Origin of the sequence: Streptomyces sp. NPDC020965, from assembly GCF_044333555.1 — a bacterium.
Taxonomy (GTDB): domain Bacteria; phylum Actinomycetota; class Actinomycetes; order Streptomycetales; family Streptomycetaceae; genus Streptomyces.
The window spans coordinates 855,433-870,859 of record NZ_JBIRRE010000001.1; the positions used below are offsets into that span (position 1 = coordinate 855,433).

General features: G+C 70.2%; 20 protein-coding genes. 10 read left to right on the forward strand and 10 right to left on the reverse strand.

Annotation, left to right across the window (positions count from 1 at the left end; all coding sequences use genetic code 11):
* Positions 1 to 279: 279 nt before the first annotated feature.
* A complete protein-coding gene (locus tag ACH4S7_RS03720; RefSeq protein ID WP_398519418.1) occupies positions 280 to 1,323 on the reverse strand; it encodes a Gfo/Idh/MocA family protein in 1,044 nt (347 codons plus the stop codon).
* Positions 1,324 to 1,562: 239 nt separating this feature from the next.
* On the opposite strand from ACH4S7_RS03720, the gene ACH4S7_RS03725 reads away from it, so the two are divergent.
* Positions 1,563 to 2,489, forward strand: coding sequence for an NAD-dependent epimerase/dehydratase family protein (locus tag ACH4S7_RS03725; protein ID WP_398519419.1), 927 nt, complete (start codon positions 1,563 to 1,565; stop codon positions 2,487 to 2,489).
* Between the two features lie 252 nt (positions 2,490 to 2,741).
* Entirely contained in the window at positions 2,742 to 3,638 is an 897-nt protein-coding gene (gene rfbA, locus ACH4S7_RS03730) for a glucose-1-phosphate thymidylyltransferase RfbA (RefSeq protein WP_398519420.1), read from the forward strand.
* Here rfbA and ACH4S7_RS03735 read toward each other — a convergent pair.
* Positions 3,635 to 4,390, reverse strand: a complete 756-nt coding sequence (locus ACH4S7_RS03735) for a flavin reductase family protein (protein ID WP_398519421.1) — start codon at positions 4,388 to 4,390, stop codon at positions 3,635 to 3,637. The two genes, rfbA and ACH4S7_RS03735, sit on opposite strands and share 4 nt — an antisense overlap.
* A 71-nt stretch (positions 4,391 to 4,461) precedes the next feature.
* Here ACH4S7_RS03735 and ACH4S7_RS03740 point away from each other — a divergent pair, with 71 nt between their 5' ends.
* The 3 genes from ACH4S7_RS03740 (at position 4,462) to ACH4S7_RS03750 (ending at position 7,500) form a co-directional block, all read left to right on the forward strand.
* Entirely contained in the window at positions 4,462 to 5,190 is a 729-nt protein-coding gene (locus tag ACH4S7_RS03740) for an ArsR/SmtB family transcription factor (RefSeq protein WP_398520015.1), read from the forward strand.
* A gap of 125 nt (positions 5,191 to 5,315) precedes the next feature.
* Positions 5,316 to 6,527 (forward strand): alpha/beta hydrolase, encoded by a 1,212-nt coding sequence (locus ACH4S7_RS03745; protein WP_398519422.1) that lies wholly within the window; start codon positions 5,316 to 5,318, stop codon positions 6,525 to 6,527.
* Positions 6,528 to 6,603: 76 nt separating this feature from the next.
* Positions 6,604 to 7,500: a DUF4429 domain-containing protein gene (locus ACH4S7_RS03750; RefSeq protein WP_398519423.1), complete on the forward strand. Its 897-nt coding sequence runs from the start codon at positions 6,604 to 6,606 to the stop codon at positions 7,498 to 7,500.
* Between the two features lie 149 nt (positions 7,501 to 7,649).
* Here the strand turns inward: ACH4S7_RS03750 and ACH4S7_RS03755 are convergent, their stop codons facing one another.
* On the reverse strand, positions 7,650 to 8,063 hold the full coding sequence (locus ACH4S7_RS03755; protein ID WP_398519424.1) for a cytidine deaminase family protein: 414 nt from the start codon (positions 8,061 to 8,063) through the stop codon (positions 7,650 to 7,652).
* A gap of 269 nt (positions 8,064 to 8,332) precedes the next feature.
* On the opposite strand from ACH4S7_RS03755, the gene ACH4S7_RS03760 reads away from it, so the two are divergent.
* Together ACH4S7_RS03760 and ACH4S7_RS03765 are read left to right on the forward strand one after the other, a co-directional pair.
* On the forward strand, positions 8,333 to 9,658 hold the full coding sequence (locus ACH4S7_RS03760) for a sensor histidine kinase (protein WP_398519425.1): 1,326 nt from the start codon (positions 8,333 to 8,335) through the stop codon (positions 9,656 to 9,658).
* On the forward strand, positions 9,655 to 10,329 hold the full coding sequence (locus ACH4S7_RS03765; RefSeq protein WP_398519426.1) for a response regulator: 675 nt from the start codon (positions 9,655 to 9,657) through the stop codon (positions 10,327 to 10,329). The genes ACH4S7_RS03760 and ACH4S7_RS03765 overlap by 4 nt, the downstream gene beginning before the upstream one ends.
* Positions 10,330 to 10,356: 27 nt before the next feature.
* Here ACH4S7_RS03765 and ACH4S7_RS03770 read toward each other — a convergent pair whose 3' ends face one another.
* The 7 genes from ACH4S7_RS03770 to ACH4S7_RS03800 form a co-directional block, all read right to left on the reverse strand.
* A complete protein-coding gene (locus tag ACH4S7_RS03770) occupies positions 10,357 to 10,572 on the reverse strand; it encodes a hypothetical protein (RefSeq protein WP_398519427.1) in 216 nt (71 codons plus the stop codon).
* 2 nt (positions 10,573 to 10,574) lie between these two features.
* Positions 10,575 to 11,012, reverse strand: a complete 438-nt coding sequence (locus tag ACH4S7_RS03775; protein WP_398519428.1) for a hypothetical protein — start codon at positions 11,010 to 11,012, stop codon at positions 10,575 to 10,577.
* A gap of 26 nt (positions 11,013 to 11,038) precedes the next feature.
* Positions 11,039 to 11,419, reverse strand: a complete 381-nt coding sequence (locus tag ACH4S7_RS03780) for a hypothetical protein (protein WP_398519429.1) — start codon at positions 11,417 to 11,419, stop codon at positions 11,039 to 11,041.
* 111 nt (positions 11,420 to 11,530) lie between these two features.
* Positions 11,531 to 12,622 (reverse strand): LuxR C-terminal-related transcriptional regulator, encoded by a 1,092-nt coding sequence (locus ACH4S7_RS03785; RefSeq protein WP_398519430.1) that lies wholly within the window; start codon positions 12,620 to 12,622, stop codon positions 11,531 to 11,533.
* Between the two features lie 245 nt (positions 12,623 to 12,867).
* Entirely contained in the window at positions 12,868 to 13,086 is a 219-nt protein-coding gene (locus ACH4S7_RS03790; RefSeq protein WP_398519431.1) for a DUF397 domain-containing protein, read from the reverse strand.
* 34 nt (positions 13,087 to 13,120) lie between these two features.
* Positions 13,121 to 13,336 (reverse strand): DUF397 domain-containing protein, encoded by a 216-nt coding sequence (locus tag ACH4S7_RS03795; protein WP_398519432.1) that lies wholly within the window; start codon positions 13,334 to 13,336, stop codon positions 13,121 to 13,123.
* Positions 13,333 to 14,160, reverse strand: a complete 828-nt coding sequence (locus ACH4S7_RS03800) for a helix-turn-helix transcriptional regulator (RefSeq protein WP_398519433.1) — start codon at positions 14,158 to 14,160, stop codon at positions 13,333 to 13,335. The genes ACH4S7_RS03795 and ACH4S7_RS03800 overlap by 4 nt, the downstream gene beginning before the upstream one ends.
* Before the next feature lie 151 nt (positions 14,161 to 14,311).
* Here ACH4S7_RS03800 and ACH4S7_RS03805 point away from each other — a divergent pair, with 151 nt between their 5' ends.
* From ACH4S7_RS03805 to ACH4S7_RS03815, 3 genes are all read left to right on the forward strand, one after another.
* Positions 14,312 to 14,494, forward strand: coding sequence for a hypothetical protein (locus tag ACH4S7_RS03805; RefSeq protein ID WP_398519434.1), 183 nt, complete (start codon positions 14,312 to 14,314; stop codon positions 14,492 to 14,494).
* On the forward strand, positions 14,491 to 14,880 hold the full coding sequence (locus tag ACH4S7_RS03810; protein WP_398519435.1) for a hypothetical protein: 390 nt from the start codon (positions 14,491 to 14,493) through the stop codon (positions 14,878 to 14,880). The genes ACH4S7_RS03805 and ACH4S7_RS03810 overlap by 4 nt, the downstream gene beginning before the upstream one ends.
* An 88-nt stretch (positions 14,881 to 14,968) precedes the next feature.
* Positions 14,969 to 15,310, forward strand: coding sequence for a hypothetical protein (locus tag ACH4S7_RS03815; RefSeq protein WP_398519436.1), 342 nt, complete (start codon positions 14,969 to 14,971; stop codon positions 15,308 to 15,310).
* Positions 15,311 to 15,427 lie beyond the last annotated feature (117 nt).

Consider the following 15,427-nt stretch of genomic DNA (forward strand, 5'->3'; position numbering starts at 1 on the left):
CACGGACGGCCTGACGCGCACGGACGGCCGGTGCGTGCGGCCGGTGCGCGGGCGGCGCCGCCTGAGCCTGAACGGTGGGGGGCCTGACTGGTGGGGAGCCCGACCGGTAGGGAACCCGACGCTCGCAGCCGGTGAGCGGGTGTCTCGGCGCAGCCGGGCCACGTGGGTGTGGACCGGCCGGGCCGCGTGGGTGTGGACCGGCCGGGCGCCCGGCCCGCGACCGCGTACACGGCCGCGGGCCGGGGGCTCCCGCTCACCGGGTCCCCATCGGCTCGGCCGTCAGGCCCCCGGAGCCAGCAGGGACTCGGGGACCCGGCAGTCGACCCAGCGCCCGTCGTCGGCGGCCGAGGCGTACGCCCCGTCGATCACGAAGGAGGTGATCAGCGCCTCCCGGATCAGCTCCGTCTGCCGCGCCGGCTCGGCGACGACCCCCATGAAGTCGAGCAGCATCCGGTGGAACCACTCCTGGTGGGACGGATCGTCGAAGCCGGACTCGATGGAGGTACGGACCACGGCGCCGCCCGCCATGTAGGTGAGGTCGTCGCCGTTCACGACCACGGAACCGGAGCCCCCCATGATCGAATACCCGGTGCTGCGATGACCGGAGGACCACGACAGGGTCATCGCTATCTCCACGTCATCGGCGCAGCGCATCCGGACCAGGGCGGTGTCCTCACTGTCGGCGTACTCGCCGCCGCCCCGCAACCGCCCCGTCAGACACGACACCGACTCGGGCACACAGCCCGTCAGGTTCATGGCCAGATAGACGCTGTGCGGTCCGTGGTCGCGCAGGATGCCACCCCGGGACAGCTCGGGCTCGCGCCGCCAGTGCGGCCGCCACTCCGGGACGCCCTTGGCGTGTCCGGTGCGGAGCGTACGGAAGTTCGCGCCGAGCACCTTGCCGAAGTCCGGCGCCTGGATGCGCTCCTTCATCGACGCCAACACCGGCGCGAACTTGTAGACGTGGCACGGGTAGTAGACCCGGTCCGCCTCCCGGATGGTGGCGAGCTGGCGCTCGTAGCCGTCCTCGGCCGGCAGGAACACCGGCTTCTCGCACAGGACGTGCAGATCGTGTCCGAGGCCCAGCGCGGAGTACTCCTCGTGGCTGCTCGGCGGGGTGCAGATGTCGATGAAGTCGAGGTCCTCGTTGGCGACCAGCTTGGCGAAGTCGCTGTACGTGGGCAATCCGTAGGTGTCCGCCACGAACTGCCGTCGTTCTTTGGACACATCGACCACTGCCGCGATCGTTAAGTCCTCGATCCGCGAGTAGCCGACCATGTGCCCCGCGGCGATGGTACCGAAACCGATAATGGCGCCCCTCATGGCAACTCTCCTTCAAAAAAGACAAGTCCCGCCCGTACGGCGGTAACAGAGGAAGGGGGGATTACACAATTCATAGTGCGCGGCCGAGTTACTGTCAACCCGCCGCAGAAGAAGTAAAGGAATCACCCAGGCCCCGAAATTGAATTCTCGGAGTCACGGCACCGCCATGCCGAAATGCATTCCCCGGACAGGGCGGTGAGGACCCGAACACGCCGCCAGAGAACGGAGATCCCCACTCCATGGACATGAAATTATCCGGTGCCACCTTCCGTCGCGCGGCCTCGACCGTCACCGTTATCGGAGGCTCGGGATTCATCGGGCGCAATCTGCACAGAGCACTGCGGTCGGTCGGCGCCCGGCCCCATGTCTTCACCCGGCGGAAGCCCTTCGCGCACGCGGGCAGGGTTCATCCGGCAGTCGCCAAATCGGACACGATCTTCTATGTGGCGGGGAGTGTCACACCGGCGCTGGCTGAGCGGAATCCGGAGCTGGTCGAGGAGGACCACTGGAACCTCAACCTGCTGCTGTGGGGGCTGCGGGAGACCGGGCACCGGCCGCTGGTCGTGCTCGCGAGTTCGGGCGGCACCGTCTACGACCCGGACGCGGCGCCGCCCTATCGGGAGGACTCCCCGACCCGGCCGGTCGCCGCGTACGGAGCGGCGAAGCTCGCCCAGGAGCACGCGCTGGCCGCCGCCGACTGGACGACGCCGGTGATCCTGCGGTTCGCGAACGTCTACGGTCCCGGTCAGACCGCGAGCGCGGGGTACGGGGTGATCCCGCACTGGATCCGGGCCGTGCACGCGCGGGAGACGCTCACCATGATCGGCGCGTCCCGCCGCGACTATGTGCACATAGACGACGCCACGGCGGCCCTGCTGGCGGTGCGCGCCCACGCCGACCGGCTGCGCGCCACGCCGGGGCCGACCACCCTGAACATCGGCTCTGGCGCGCCGACCTCGCTGGACGAGCTGCACCGCCATCTCGAACGGGCCGTCGGCGGACCCGTCGAGGTACGGCGCGAGCCGGCCCGCAGCTTCGACCGTACGGACACCTGGCTGGACGTGTCCGCGGCCGGGGCCGCGCTCGGCTGGTCCCCGGCGATCGGCCTGGCGGAGGGGCTGGCGGGCACCCTGGCCGCGACCCGGCACACCTCGATGTCACCGTGAACCGACCCGGCACACCTCGATGTCACCGTGAACCAGCCGGGGGCGCCCGCGGCGGTGCGAACCGGCCGGGGGCGCCCGCATCACGAGCCGCCGCCGCGTCGCTTGCCGCCATCGCACCACGAGCCGCCGCCGCGTCGCGAAGGCCGAGCGAGCGGAGAGAGACGAGCGAGCAGAGCACGACCAGCGAGTCGAAGGGAAAGGAGGCGGGGATCCGATCCGACGGTCCGCACACCCATCGGTCCCCGGTGATCCATGCGAGGAATCATTCTGGCCGGCGGGACCGGTTCCCGGCTGTGGCCGGTCACCCAGGCGGTCTCCAAACAACTCATCCCGGTCTTCGACAAACCCATGATCTATTACCCGTTGTCCACACTGATGATGGCGGGGATACGGGAAATCCTGGTCATCACCACCCGAGACGACCAGCGACATTTCCAACAGTTACTGGGCGATGGTTCCCAGCTCGGCATCCGATTGGAGTACGAAGTCCAGGAGCGGCCCGACGGGATCGCCCAGGCATTCCTGCTCGGCGCCGAATTCATCGACGAAGGACCGGTGGCCCTGATCCTCGGGGACAACATCTTCCACGGCGGCGCTCTGGGAATCAGACTGCGTGCGCACAACTCCCCGGCCGGGGGCCGGATATTCGCCTATCCGGTGGCCGACCCCACGGCCTACGGAGTCGTCGAACTGGACGAGCACGGCTCGGTGCTCTCCATCGAGGAGAAACCGGAGAAGCCAAAATCCCGCTATGCGGCGGCCGGTCTGTATTTCTATGACAACCGGGTCGTGGACATAGCTGCCCGGCTGCGCCCGAGCGAACGCGGCGAATTGGAGATCACGGCGGTCAACGAGGAGTACCTGCGCCGGGGCGAGCTGGCGGTGACCGTGCTCGACCGGGGTACCGCCTGGCTGGACACCGGGACCTTCGCCGCCCTGGTGCAGGCGTCGGAATACGTACGGGTGATCGAGGAGCGGCAGGGGCTGAAGGTCGGCTGCGTGGAGGAGGTCGCCTGGCGGTGCGGGTACATCGATGACGACCGGCTGCGCGAACTCGGCCGTCCCCTGCTCAAGAGCGGCTACGGGAGCTATCTACTCGGCCTGCTGGACAGCGAGCCCCGGCCCGGGCTCGGCCTGCTGAACAGTTAGGGCCCTCGCTTCGGATCCCGTTGGGCCCGGTGCTCCGCGACAGGGGCCCCGGAGCCCCGGGGTGTCTGAGTGCGGTAGGAATGGCCGCGCTCCGGGCCGAGCCCGAAGTAGTGGCGGAAGTTGTAAATCAGAGGGCTCCAGGCTGCCGGGTCGATGTGGTCGGTGCCGGGAACCACGATGGAGGAGTCGGCGTGGACCTTGCGTACGACGGCCTCGACGATCACGAACCCTCCGGAGGCGTCCGGCCGCACCTGCTCCGCGCGGGCCTCCAACTGGATCGGGCATTCGGCGACGCGAGGCGGCCGGACCAGATGGGACGGTTCGCCGGTCAGGCCGGCCGCGGCGAACTTGTCCGGCTCGAAGCGGCAGCCCCTGGCCTTGGTCGCGGGCACGGGATTCCGGCCGGTCAGTGGCGCCAGCCGCTCCACCGCCGGCCACTGGTCGGGCGCCGGCAGGCTGATCACCAGATCGGGTCGGCTGCCGAGGTTGTGCGCCGTCTGCCCATCGCGGCCCAGCCCGAGCACGACCGTCCGTCCGAGCGCCCATGCGGACGACATCGGGGCGAGGTTGAACGAGCCGTCCTGGTTCTCCGTCGACAGGAGGACCACCGGCGTCCCGAAGTACAGGATGCTCGGCTCGATCTCGACGTGAGGTTCGATCTCACGACGAGTCTCGGCCTCCAGATGAGTCGCGATCTCCAGGTGCGTGACGACGGACTCCGCGGACAAGGTGCTGGGAGGTGGTGTGTGCATGGCGGGCAGCCTAGGAGCGGGTCGTTTCGGCGGGGGCCGAAGTGTCCCGCGTGACAATGGGCCACGTGACAATGGACCGCATGGACACCCGGCGCGCGCATGAGACCGGCCCCGATCTGGCCTCCGTGGCAAGACTGCTGGCCGATGGCACCCGGGCGGGCTTCTGCCTGGCCCTGCTTGACGGCCGGGCCTGGACGGCAACGGAGCTGGCGCGCCATGCGGGGGTGGCGCGCTCGACCGCAACCGAGCACCTGCACGCGCTGGTGCGCGGAAACCTGCTCGCCGAAGAACGGCAGGGCCGCCACCGCTACGTACGCCTGGCCGGTCCGCATATCGCCGAGTTGATCGAGAACCTCGCCGCGATGGCACCCGACCGCGCCCCGGCACCCCGTTCCCTGTCGGCGGCCGGCCGCCGACAGGCCCTCGCCCACGCCCGCACCTGCTACGACCACCTCGCCGGGAGCGTCGGGGTCGCCATCACCGACGCGATGACCGAGCGACGGCTGCTGGACCTCGAACGTGGCCTCAGCCTCACCAGCGCCGGGGCGACCTGGCTCGAAGAGCTGGGCGTCACCGTCCCCACCGGCACGCGCCGACCGTCGGTGCGGTCGTGCCTGGACTGGACCGAACGCCGCCCGCACCTGGCCGGCGCCGTCGGGGCCGCCCTCTGCCGCCACGCCTTCGACGCGGGCTGGATCACTCCCATCGGCACCACGCGCGCCGTGACCGTCACCGCCGTCGGCCGACAGGAACTCGGCCGCCGTCTCGGCTTGTCCGATGATCTCCTGCTGCGGAATTGAACGGCTCGGCTTTAGCCCAGGGGGCTGGACTTCGCGGCGCCCTTGCCCCGCACGACGCCCCTGAACACGTGATCTGCCTCACGGCTCCCCCGAGCCCCCGCGCAGGTCTTCTACTGTGTCCCGCAGTGACTTCCTTCGACCCCTCCCCCACCGTCACCGTCCGGCGCGCCCTGCTCGCGCTCGTGGTCGTGTTCCTCCTGCTGGCCACCACGGGCTGGACGGCCGTCCGCCAGCACTCCGGTGCGCGCGACCTCTTCGACGCCGAGGTGTCGAACTGGCGGCAGACCCGCATCGGCGGTCGCCCGCTCCCCGGGGTCGACACCCCGCCCCAGCGGCTGACCGCCTTCTTCGCCTCGCTCGGCGCGCACCAGCGCATCCGGCTCGCGGAAAGGTTCCCGCTGGTGGTCGGGAACCTCAACGGCGCCCCCGCCCGCCTGCGCTACCGCGCCAACCGGCTGGCCATCGCCCGTTCGCTGAGGATGGAGCTGCGCCGGGTCGCCACCGCGCGACTCAGCGCGGACGGCAGGCGCCAGGCCGTCCGCCGGATACACCGGTACGAGGCGCTGATGAGCCCGGAGCGCCAAGTGCTGGCCTTCAACCCGGCCGGCGCGGGCCGGGTCGCCGAGGTCTTCGGCGATCTCGACCGCGCCGAGCGCGTCTCGGTCATCGTCCCCGGCGTCGACACCCATCTGCTCACCTTCCAGCGGACCGCCCGCAAGTACACGGCACCGGTCGGCATGGCCCAGTCGCTGTACGCCGCCGAGCGGGCCGCGTCCCCCCGTACCCGTACCGCCGTCATCGCCTGGGCCGACTACACCGCGCCCATCGGCGTCGGGATGGACTCGGCGACGGGGCGGCGCGCCGTGGGCGGGTCGGTGCGGCTGGCCGCGCTCACCGAGGCGCTGCCCGGGAAGTCGAGGATCGCCCTGTTCTGCCACAGTTACGGGTCGGTGGTGTGTGGAGTCGCCGCACGTCGGCTCCCGGACCGGGTGATCGATATCGCGGTCGCCGGGAGCCCCGGGATGCGCGCCGGACATGTGACCGAACTGGGGGCCCGTGCCCGGGTATGGGCGGTACGGGACGGAGACGACTGGATCGGTGGCGTACCGCATCTGGAGGTCGGCGGGCTGGGCCACGGCGAGGACCCGGTGGCACCCGCGTTCGGGGCGCGGGTGATGTCCACGGCGGGCGCTATCGGCCACAGCGGCTATTTCGAGCCAGGCACCGAAACGGTCGGCAACTTCGCCGCGATAGGCGTCGGGGCGTACGACCGGATCCGCTGCGCGGATCGCGACGACACGTGCCACCGTGATATTTCCGGCGAAGCCGCGGCCTGACGCGCGTAGAACTTCGTTGAGAGCGGTTCTCACGGAGGGGGCGACGCGCGGGCGCCCGCCCCCTACGATGATGCGTATGGGTGATGTACTGGCCGGAATTCACGCTTCCTGGGAGTTCGAGTCCGACTCCGTGCTCATCCGCTTTCAACGGGGACACCGCGCACCGAAGCTCTTTCAGGCGCTCAGCGAACGCCGCATCCCCCACTCGGCGTTCGTATCGGTGACGGTCTCCCCGGGCAAGCGGGGGACGGTGGTGCTGCGTGCGGCACCTCGACCAGGCGCGGATCCATTGATCGAGGCCGCGGCTGGACAGTTGAAAGAGAGCAACGATCCGTACCGGCTGGTGCTCCCGGCCGACAAGGGCGCGCTCGCCGAGGGCTGCGCCGACAAGTTGCGCGCGCTGCTGCCCACGGACGACGAGCCCGCCGAGCGGTACACCGTGGCGGCGCCCAGCGCTCCGATGGCGTTCAAGGCGTATGACGGAAAAGCGTCCTTCGACGGTAAGCACGTCGACTTCCGCTGGTCCTGGACGGGCGCGTCGTCCGCGAAGTGGAAGGCGGGCGACCAGAGCTTCGCCGTGGACGAGCTGACCGGGGTCGAATGGCGGACGCCGGACGGCCCCGAAGGCTATCTACGGCTGCTGCGGCGGACCGACGAACTGCGCGACCCGCTGGTGGGCATACCCCAGCTCGACCCGGATCCGGCCCTCCTCACACCGGTCGACAAGGACCCGGCGACGGTGGTCTTCGGGGCCCGGAACGGCCCGGTGCACGAGTCACTGCCGTTCGCGGCGGCGGTGCTGGAGTCGGTCCAGAAATCACGGTCGGCCCCGGCGATGGCGCTGCGGACGGCCCGGCGCGACCCGGCCGACATCGCGGAGCGGATACGCCACCTCGGGGACCTGCACCAGGCGGGGCTGGTCACCGACGACGAGTTCAGCTCCAAGAAGGCGGAGCTGCTGGCGGAGCTGTGAGCGGGTCCGGGGTCCGGGGCTGTCGTCCGGCCCAGGGGTCGTCGTTCACCGGCCCCGGTCCGGTGAACGACGGCCCCCAACGACCAGGAGCACCACCCGTCGCGTCTCGATCAGTGACTCACGCGCGCCGGAGGCAACGGCGGTGAAGGTCAGCCGGTGTCGGTCTGCTGGTCGGCCCAGATGTAGCTCTCCGGCAGCAGGTCGGCGACGGCTACGACCCGGGTCCGGTCACCTTGGCCGACGATGACCCTGAGCGAGGGGTAGTGGTCCAGCAGGACCTGACGGCACCGGCCACACGGAGGGATGACGCCCCGGTCCCGATCGCCCACCGCGACGATCGTTTCCAGGTCACGGACCCCCTGGGCGGCTGCCGCGCCGAGGACCACAAGTTCGGCGCAGGGGCCTCCCGTGAAGTGGTAGACATTCACGCCGGTGACGATCCGGCCGTCCCGGGCCCTGGCCGCGGCGGCCACCGTTTGGTCCTCACCATCGGTCCGGGTACGGGCCACCTCCGCCGCGGCTTCGACAAGCTCTCGGTCGGTGTCGTCGGTCTGGCTGGTCATCGTGCGAAACCCCTCGCTGCCGTGCGGTGCCAGCCGACCGTACCTCTGCGCTCACTCGGCTCACCGCATCTGACCTGGGTCAACGCTCACCCAGGCCCCGTCCGGGCGATCTTGTCGGCCCACGGAGCCCGTCCGGACTGGACCTGAGGTCAGCCGCCGAAGAAGCCCCCGCCCCTTCTCCACCGGGACGTCATACCGGGGTATCACTTCGCGCCCGGCCCCGGAGTATGACGCCCGTACGCCCTCGCCCTGCCTACCCTGACCACGCCATGTCTACGTCACCGCACCCCCCGCCCCCGTCCGGCACACCGGTCCGCCTGCTGCGCACCGCCCGGAAGCATCTGCGCCTCCTCGCGGACGACCTCCGTACCCCGTCGGACTCCACCACCCCCCTCCTCGCCACGGCCGAGAAACCCTGGGTGCGACGGCTGCCGTACGTCGTCGTCCTGGCCTGCACACTCGCCCTGCTGCCGACGACCATCACCCTGCTCGTCGGGGACTACCGGCTGAACGGCGCGCTCGCCGGCGCCCTGGGCACCGCGCAGACCGCGCCGCTGCTGCTCGCCGTGACCCGGCCGCTCCAGGCGTGGTGGATCGTGGCCGCCGCCGACGTCCTGGGCGCCTTCGCCCTGCTGGGCGCGGACGGCGTCGATGGCCGGCCCTGGCCGTGGACCCCGCCGGTCATCGTCGGGTATCTCGCCCTGATGGGCTGCCTCGGCCTGCGCGAACCGCGCCGCACACTGGTGGCCGTCTGGCTGGCGACGGGCGCGGCGGGGTTCGCCTTCGAGCTGGTCTCGCAGGAGCACAGCGACGGCACCGGGGTACTCCTGTTCGTGCTGAGCGGTGTGATGCTGGTGGTAACCGGTGCGCTGCGGGAGCGGGGCGACGCCCAGCGGAGGCTGGCGGCGCAGGAGACCATCAGCGAAGCGGAACGGGCCCAGCGCACCCTGCTGGAGGAGCGCGCGCGTATCGCCCGCGAGCTGCACGACGTCGTCGCCCACCACATGTCGGTGATCACCGTCCAGGCCGACTCGGCGCCCTACCGGATCGAGGGCCTCACGGACGCCGCCCGCGAGGAGTTCGCCGCCATCGCCTCCGGCGCGCGCGAGTCGCTGACCGAGATGCGACGGCTGCTGACGGTCCTGCGGAGCGAGAACACGGAGGGCGAACTCGCCCCACAGCCCGGACTCTCCCGGCTGCAACAACTGGTCGAGGCGACCGTACGGGCCGGAGTGCCGGCCGAGCTGGCCCTGTCGGTGGCACCGGATTCGGTACCGTCCGCGGTGGACCTCTCCGCGTACCGGATCGTCCAGGAGGCGCTGTCGAACGTGGTCCGGCACGCGCCGGGGGCCGTCACCCGGGTCGCCGTGAACTCGGACGGTACGGATCTGACGGTACTGATCGTCAACGGCCCGGCCGACGCCCCGGATTCGCCGCTGGAGCACGGTGGCACCGGCCACGGCCTGATCGGCATGCGGGAGCGCGTACGGTTGACCGGAGGCACGCTGGACACCGGTCCGCTGCCGGACGGCGGTTTCCGGGTGGCCGCGCGTCTGCCGCTGGTGACGCCCGTGACCTCGGAGGACGCCCAGTGACCACCCGCGTGATCATCGTCGATGACCAGGCCATGGTGCGGGCCGGTTTCGCCGCGCTGCTGTCGGCGCAGGCGGACATCGACGTGGTGGGCGAGGCACCGGACGGCCGCGCGGGCGTGGCCGTCGCCCGCTCCACCCACCCGGACGTGGTCCTGATGGACGTCCGGATGCCCGAGATGGACGGCCTGGCGGCGGCGCGGGAGATCCTGCACCCCCCGGTGGGCGTGATCCACGTCCCGAAGGTCCTGATGCTGACCACCTTCGACGTGGACGACTATGTGTACGAGGCGCTCCGCGCGGGCGCCTCGGGCTTCCTGCTGAAGGACGCGCCACCCGCCGACCTGATCGGGGCGGTACGAGTCGTCGCGGCCGGCGAGGCCCTCCTCGCCCCCTCCGTCACCCGCCGCCTGATCGCCGACTTCGCCGCCCAGCGCCCGGCCCCCCGCAAGGACCCCTCCCTCCGGCTCAAGGGCCTGACCCCACGGGAGACTGAGGTCCTGGAGCTGGTCGCGAAGGGCCTCTCCAACCAGGAGATCGCCGCCCATCTGGTCCTTGCCGAACAGACGGTGAAGACCCACATCGGACGCGTGCTGGCGAAGCTGGGTCTGCGGGACCGGGCCCAGGCGGTGATCTTCGCGTACGAGTCGGGGGTCGTGCGGCCGGGTCAGTGACCTGCTCGTCGGGTCTCCAGGTCTTCGTCAGACGCCCAGTTCGGTGCGGGTGCGGTGGATGAAGTCACGGACGGCCGGTTCTCGCCGCCAGGGGGTCAGGGCTGCGTTGAACTCACGGACGTAGTCCTTGGCCCGGGAGGACTGGACGCGGGCGAGGATGTCGACGGACCGGTTGCCGAAGTCGAGCCCGTGATCGAGGTCTCGGGCCTGGAGATGGGCGGTCCCCACGATCGCCAGCCGCATCCCTACGGATCGGGTGAACACCCCGGAGGGCACCCGCCGGCCCGGGCGAGACGGAGCGCCTGGATGAAGTGCCGTTGGGCGACGTCGTGCCGGCCGACGTCGAACGCGGTCCACCCCGCCAGCCGGGACAGCTCGGAGGTCACGGAGAACAGGTCACGGCCGACCGCATCGGTGAAGGAGCCTCGCAGCAACGGAGCGGCCCTCTCCTGGCGGCAGACAGTGACGGAGTCGGCCTTCCAGCTCCCGCCGCCGTACTTGGAGTCCCAGCGGCGGGCGTCGTCGGCCGCGTCCCGCAGCTCGTCCAGGTCGGCCCGGCCGACCTGGACGCCGCCCGGATGGTCGGCGACCTCGTCGGCGGGGGCGACCAGCCAGCGGGGCACGGGGGTGGTGAACGCGGATGTGGCGAAGCCGGATCCGGTCAGGAAGTCGCGGCGGTTCACGAAACTCCAGAATGAGGTGGCCACATCTATCGAAGGTTGATTGCTGATGGACACCCGGTCAGCCCTCCCTCAACTGTCGGCGAGACCCGGGGCTTAGTCCCTCTCTGAACCGGCTTTGCGTCCATCTCCTCCGCCGTGCGGCAGCCGCAGTCGACGCCCTCGGGCGGTTTGACCGGGCCGAAACGGCACCCCTGGAAGCGGTGTTCGGCCCGGCGCAACCCTGCGGCGGCAGCCTCAAGCTGTTCGAAGACGTCCCACGACATGACGACGGCGACGGGCTTGTCCCCTTCGGTGAACGCAGCGGGAATCCCGGTCCCCCGCACCCGCGTGAGGATGCCGTCGAGGGACCCGGCCGCGTCGGCCACGGGCGTGTTCGTCATCTCTGAGAGCTGGTCGAGAAGTTCCATGGCGCGGACGGTAGGAGTCGGGCGGTACGGGCACAAGGGACCCGCGCCGAACCGGGCACCGTTGTCGCAGGTCGCCCCCGTACCCGGCCACTCCCCCGAGTGACGCGCGGGTCAGCCCGGTGCGTGGGCGGCGGTCGCCGCGTGGGGTGCCATCAGGAGGGCGACGAGTTCGCGGCGGCTGCGGACTCCCGTCTTGTCGAAGACCGATTTCAGATGGTCCTGCACGGTCGCCGGGGTCAGGAAGAGCGCCTGCGCGATCTCCCGGGTGCTCAGTCCCCGCACCGCCTGGAGGGCCACTTCCTGCTCCCTCGGTGAGAGCCGGTGCGCCAGCAGTGTCAGGGGGATGACCTCGGTGGGCGAGGCGGGCTGGGCGACCACGGCGACGCTGCCGTCCGCCCGGCCGTCGAGCAGTGAGGCGTGCAGCGCCAGCCACTGGCCGTTGGGGCGGCGCAGCCTCGCGGACGCGGGCGCCTCCGGGTGGCCGGACGCGGCGTTGGCGCGGGCCCGCTGCGAGACGACGACCACGGCCGTCGGCACCCCCTCCGGGCGCCGGATGTCCCCGGCGAACTCCGCCAGCAGCGCCTGCGCCCCGAAGTCGGCGGCGGCCAGCCGACCGGACGGCCCGAGCACGACGACCGCGGGAATCACCGTCGCCTCCGCCGGATCGATGGGCGCGGGCAGGCTGTAGCGGCAGAGAGCCACGGCGACGGCCCGCGCGACCCGTTCGGCGAGCCGCAGCTCGCGCGCGTTGTAGGGCCCTCGATCGTCCCCGCGCATAAACGCCGCCGCGCCCCAACGTCCGCCGTTCACATCGAAGTTCATCCGCAGTTCGTCCGAGAAGTCGTACTGCGTGAGCAGTTCCCGGTAGCGGACGCTGCGTTCGGGACGGCCCTGAGTGGCGTGGTGGACGGTGTCCGCGAGCCGCCCCGACTGCCGGATGGTGGCGAGCCGGGTCGAGTCGTCGGACCACATCTCAAGCCGGGCGGCGTGCTCGAAACCGGAAGGATGCAGCCCTTCCGCGACGGTGGAGGTCAGAAAGCCCGTGACCGGGTCGGCGCCGTGCCAGCATCCGGCGTCGAATCCGAGCACCGGCTTCACCAAGCCGTTGAGTTGCTCGAAGAACTTGTCCAGCGGAAGATCGGCCAGGCCGAGATCGCCGATGGCCGCCACGAGCTTCCGCTCGCCGTCACGGAACGAAGCCATCCGCATACCATACGGCCAGAATCGCCGGCCTCCCAGAAAGATGGGATACCTTCGGCCACCGCTCCCGGGCAGGATCGTTCTCGGCTCCCCACCCGTAGGGGGAGCACCGCAAGCGGCCGGGGTAGAGGGCGGGGGAGAACCCCTGGGGGAGCCTCCACCCCGGTACCAACGCGAAGAGCTCCGCCCGCGATACCGGGCGGAGCTTCGCGCGTTGTGGCTTCGCGCGATGTGGGTGTCCGCCGCCGCTAGATGTCCGCGCGCCTGGCGAAGTCAACGAGGCCCGCGAAGGCGGTGGGGGTAAGCGTCAGTATCGGTCCGGCCGGGTTCTTACTGTCCCGGACGGGGACGACACCGTGCGCTGACGCGTACGCGGGGGCCCACTCGACGCACTGGCCTCCGCTCGGTCCGCTGTACGTGCTCTTGCCCCAGTCGTCGGAGATGGTGCTCGGCCAGTTGCTGCTCATACCGCACGCTCCTCTGCAAGGGGACTTGCTACTGCTAGGCGTCCGTTTCCTTAGCGAACTCCACCAGGCCCGCGAAAGCGGCGGAGGAGAGCGTCAGCAGCGGTCCGCCCGGGTTCTTGCTGTCCCGGACGGGCACAACCCCAGTAGTCGCCGCGACAGCCGGCGACCACTCTATGCACTGCCCGCCCTCAGGTCCGCTGTAGGAGGATTTGATCCAGTCGGCAGACCTCGGGTCAAAGCCTTCGCTCACGATGTGTACTCCTTGGAGATGTCCTTGATACGGGCAATCGAAGCTTCCAAGCCCAAGGCGTCAGCCCTCAGTCGATCGTAGGCAGCAATGCCGTTGGCAACGATCTTTTCGGCCTCATACGGCCGTCCACCCTGCGGCCCTTCCGTATGCAGCACCGTAGGTCGGCCCTCGGTGAACAGTAAAGTGAATGCGTTGCCCGTAGCCGGAGGTCCGACGCCGAAGGGCAAGAGTTGGATGGTGACCTGCGGTGACTCGGCCTCGCGTACGAGGTGTTCAAGCTGCCGCCTCATGACGTCAGGCCCTCCCACATTCACGCGAAGGCATGCCTCATGGAGCACGACCCACAGCAGCGGTGGCGCAGGGGTGTCCCGCTCCAGCAATTCGTGACGCCGTATGCGAGCCAAAACCTTGGCTTCGACGACTTCGGCCGTTTCTTTGCGCGTTCCGGATCGGAAGACGGCGCGAGCGTACTCCTTCGTCTGGAGCATCCCCATGACGAACAGCGTGGAGTAGTCGAGAATCTTGTTCGCGCAGCGCTCCAGCTGGATGTACGGCACGAACCACGACGGATGCTCGCCGTTCACGGCTAGCCGGTATTGGCGGGCGATCAGAGTCCCCGTTCCAAAGGCCCGATCACACCCCTCTGCGAACCGGGCGCTCGGCACCACGACCGCTGTTTCGACCTTGCTTACGTAGCTCTCCGAGTAGCCGATCGCGGCGCCCAGGCCCTTCATCGTCATGTTGCGACCCTGACGAAGCTCCCGAACGTCAACCCCGAACGCCTCAAGCGGACTCATGACATCCGACGCTGTGTTGTCATCCACTCTTCTGACCTCCCGCTCTGGTCCAGCAGGCTTGCCAATAGTTGGCACATGAACGCGAATGACCTCGTTCAAGTAGCCCGAGACTAACCACCCTTGTGTTCATCTGGTCACCGAACGCAACGGATCGACCCGCAAAGAGGGACGGCGACCGATGACCGACCACCCCACCCCCACCGGACAGGCCGAGTGCCTGCCGTGCCGACGGCTCCACGACAAGCTGGACGCGGCCACTCGCGTCAACGACGAGACGACCGCCGTCGACTGTCGCGTACTGCTGCGTCGACATCCCGCGCACGACGACCGGCCCGTCGCCGCCCGGGAATCCGAGGCATGAACGGGCCCCGGATCTGCGGGGCCTTCGCGCAGGTCCCGTCCGGCCTGCACGGAGACATGCGGGCCATCGGGAACGGCGACCTCGCCGACGCCGTGAGCCATCTCCGGTGCAGGCTCGAAGCGCACCCGCCCGGCTTTCACTTCGACCTCGTCTGGCAGCTCGACGACGCCCGGCACGGCGAAATGTGGGCCATATGGATCGACGGCCACGACGCAGACGCCGTCTTCATCCGGCCCGACTGCCCCGGCCAGGGCGGTATGAGCGGCTACGGCGACGAGGCGTGCACCCTCTTCCACGGGCACCCCGGCAAATGCAGCTACGCCTTCGCCGACCCCCTCAGCGACGCACTCATCGCCGGCCTCCACCGCCGCGCACCCGGTTTCTGACACCCCGTACACAGGAGCGCCCCGGTGGACCGCCACAACGGGCCACCGGGGCTCGCCGACACAGCCCCCGCCAGGAGCTGAGCAACGTATGCGACAGGCTATCCAGCGCGCCCTGTTACGGGTGCTCGAATCACTGTTTCCGGCTCAGGGGCGGCACAGCGGCCGGTTCCCGCCCGTACCGCTCCCGGTCAATCCCTGGGCGCTGCCGTGGACCACCCCCACCCCGCAGCACATCATCGACCGCCACACCCCGCTCCGGGGCGAGGACTGCGCCTTCATCCGCCCGTACGCCCCACTGGACGACACCATCCGACTCCGCCCCGTACGGACAACACGACCAAGGCGCGTCCTCATCCACGCGCCGACCGGGCTGAACCTCCGCGTCCCGCCGGCGCCCACCAGCGCGGTCACCCACCCCCTACCCCGGTAGCACTCCCGAAGCGGCTCCCCGGTGTGACGCCCCCGCACCCGTCGTCTTCCTACCTTCCCCCCGTCACACCGACGCATCAGGAAGACGGAAGGGCGGGGGGCCATGCGCCGCTACTCA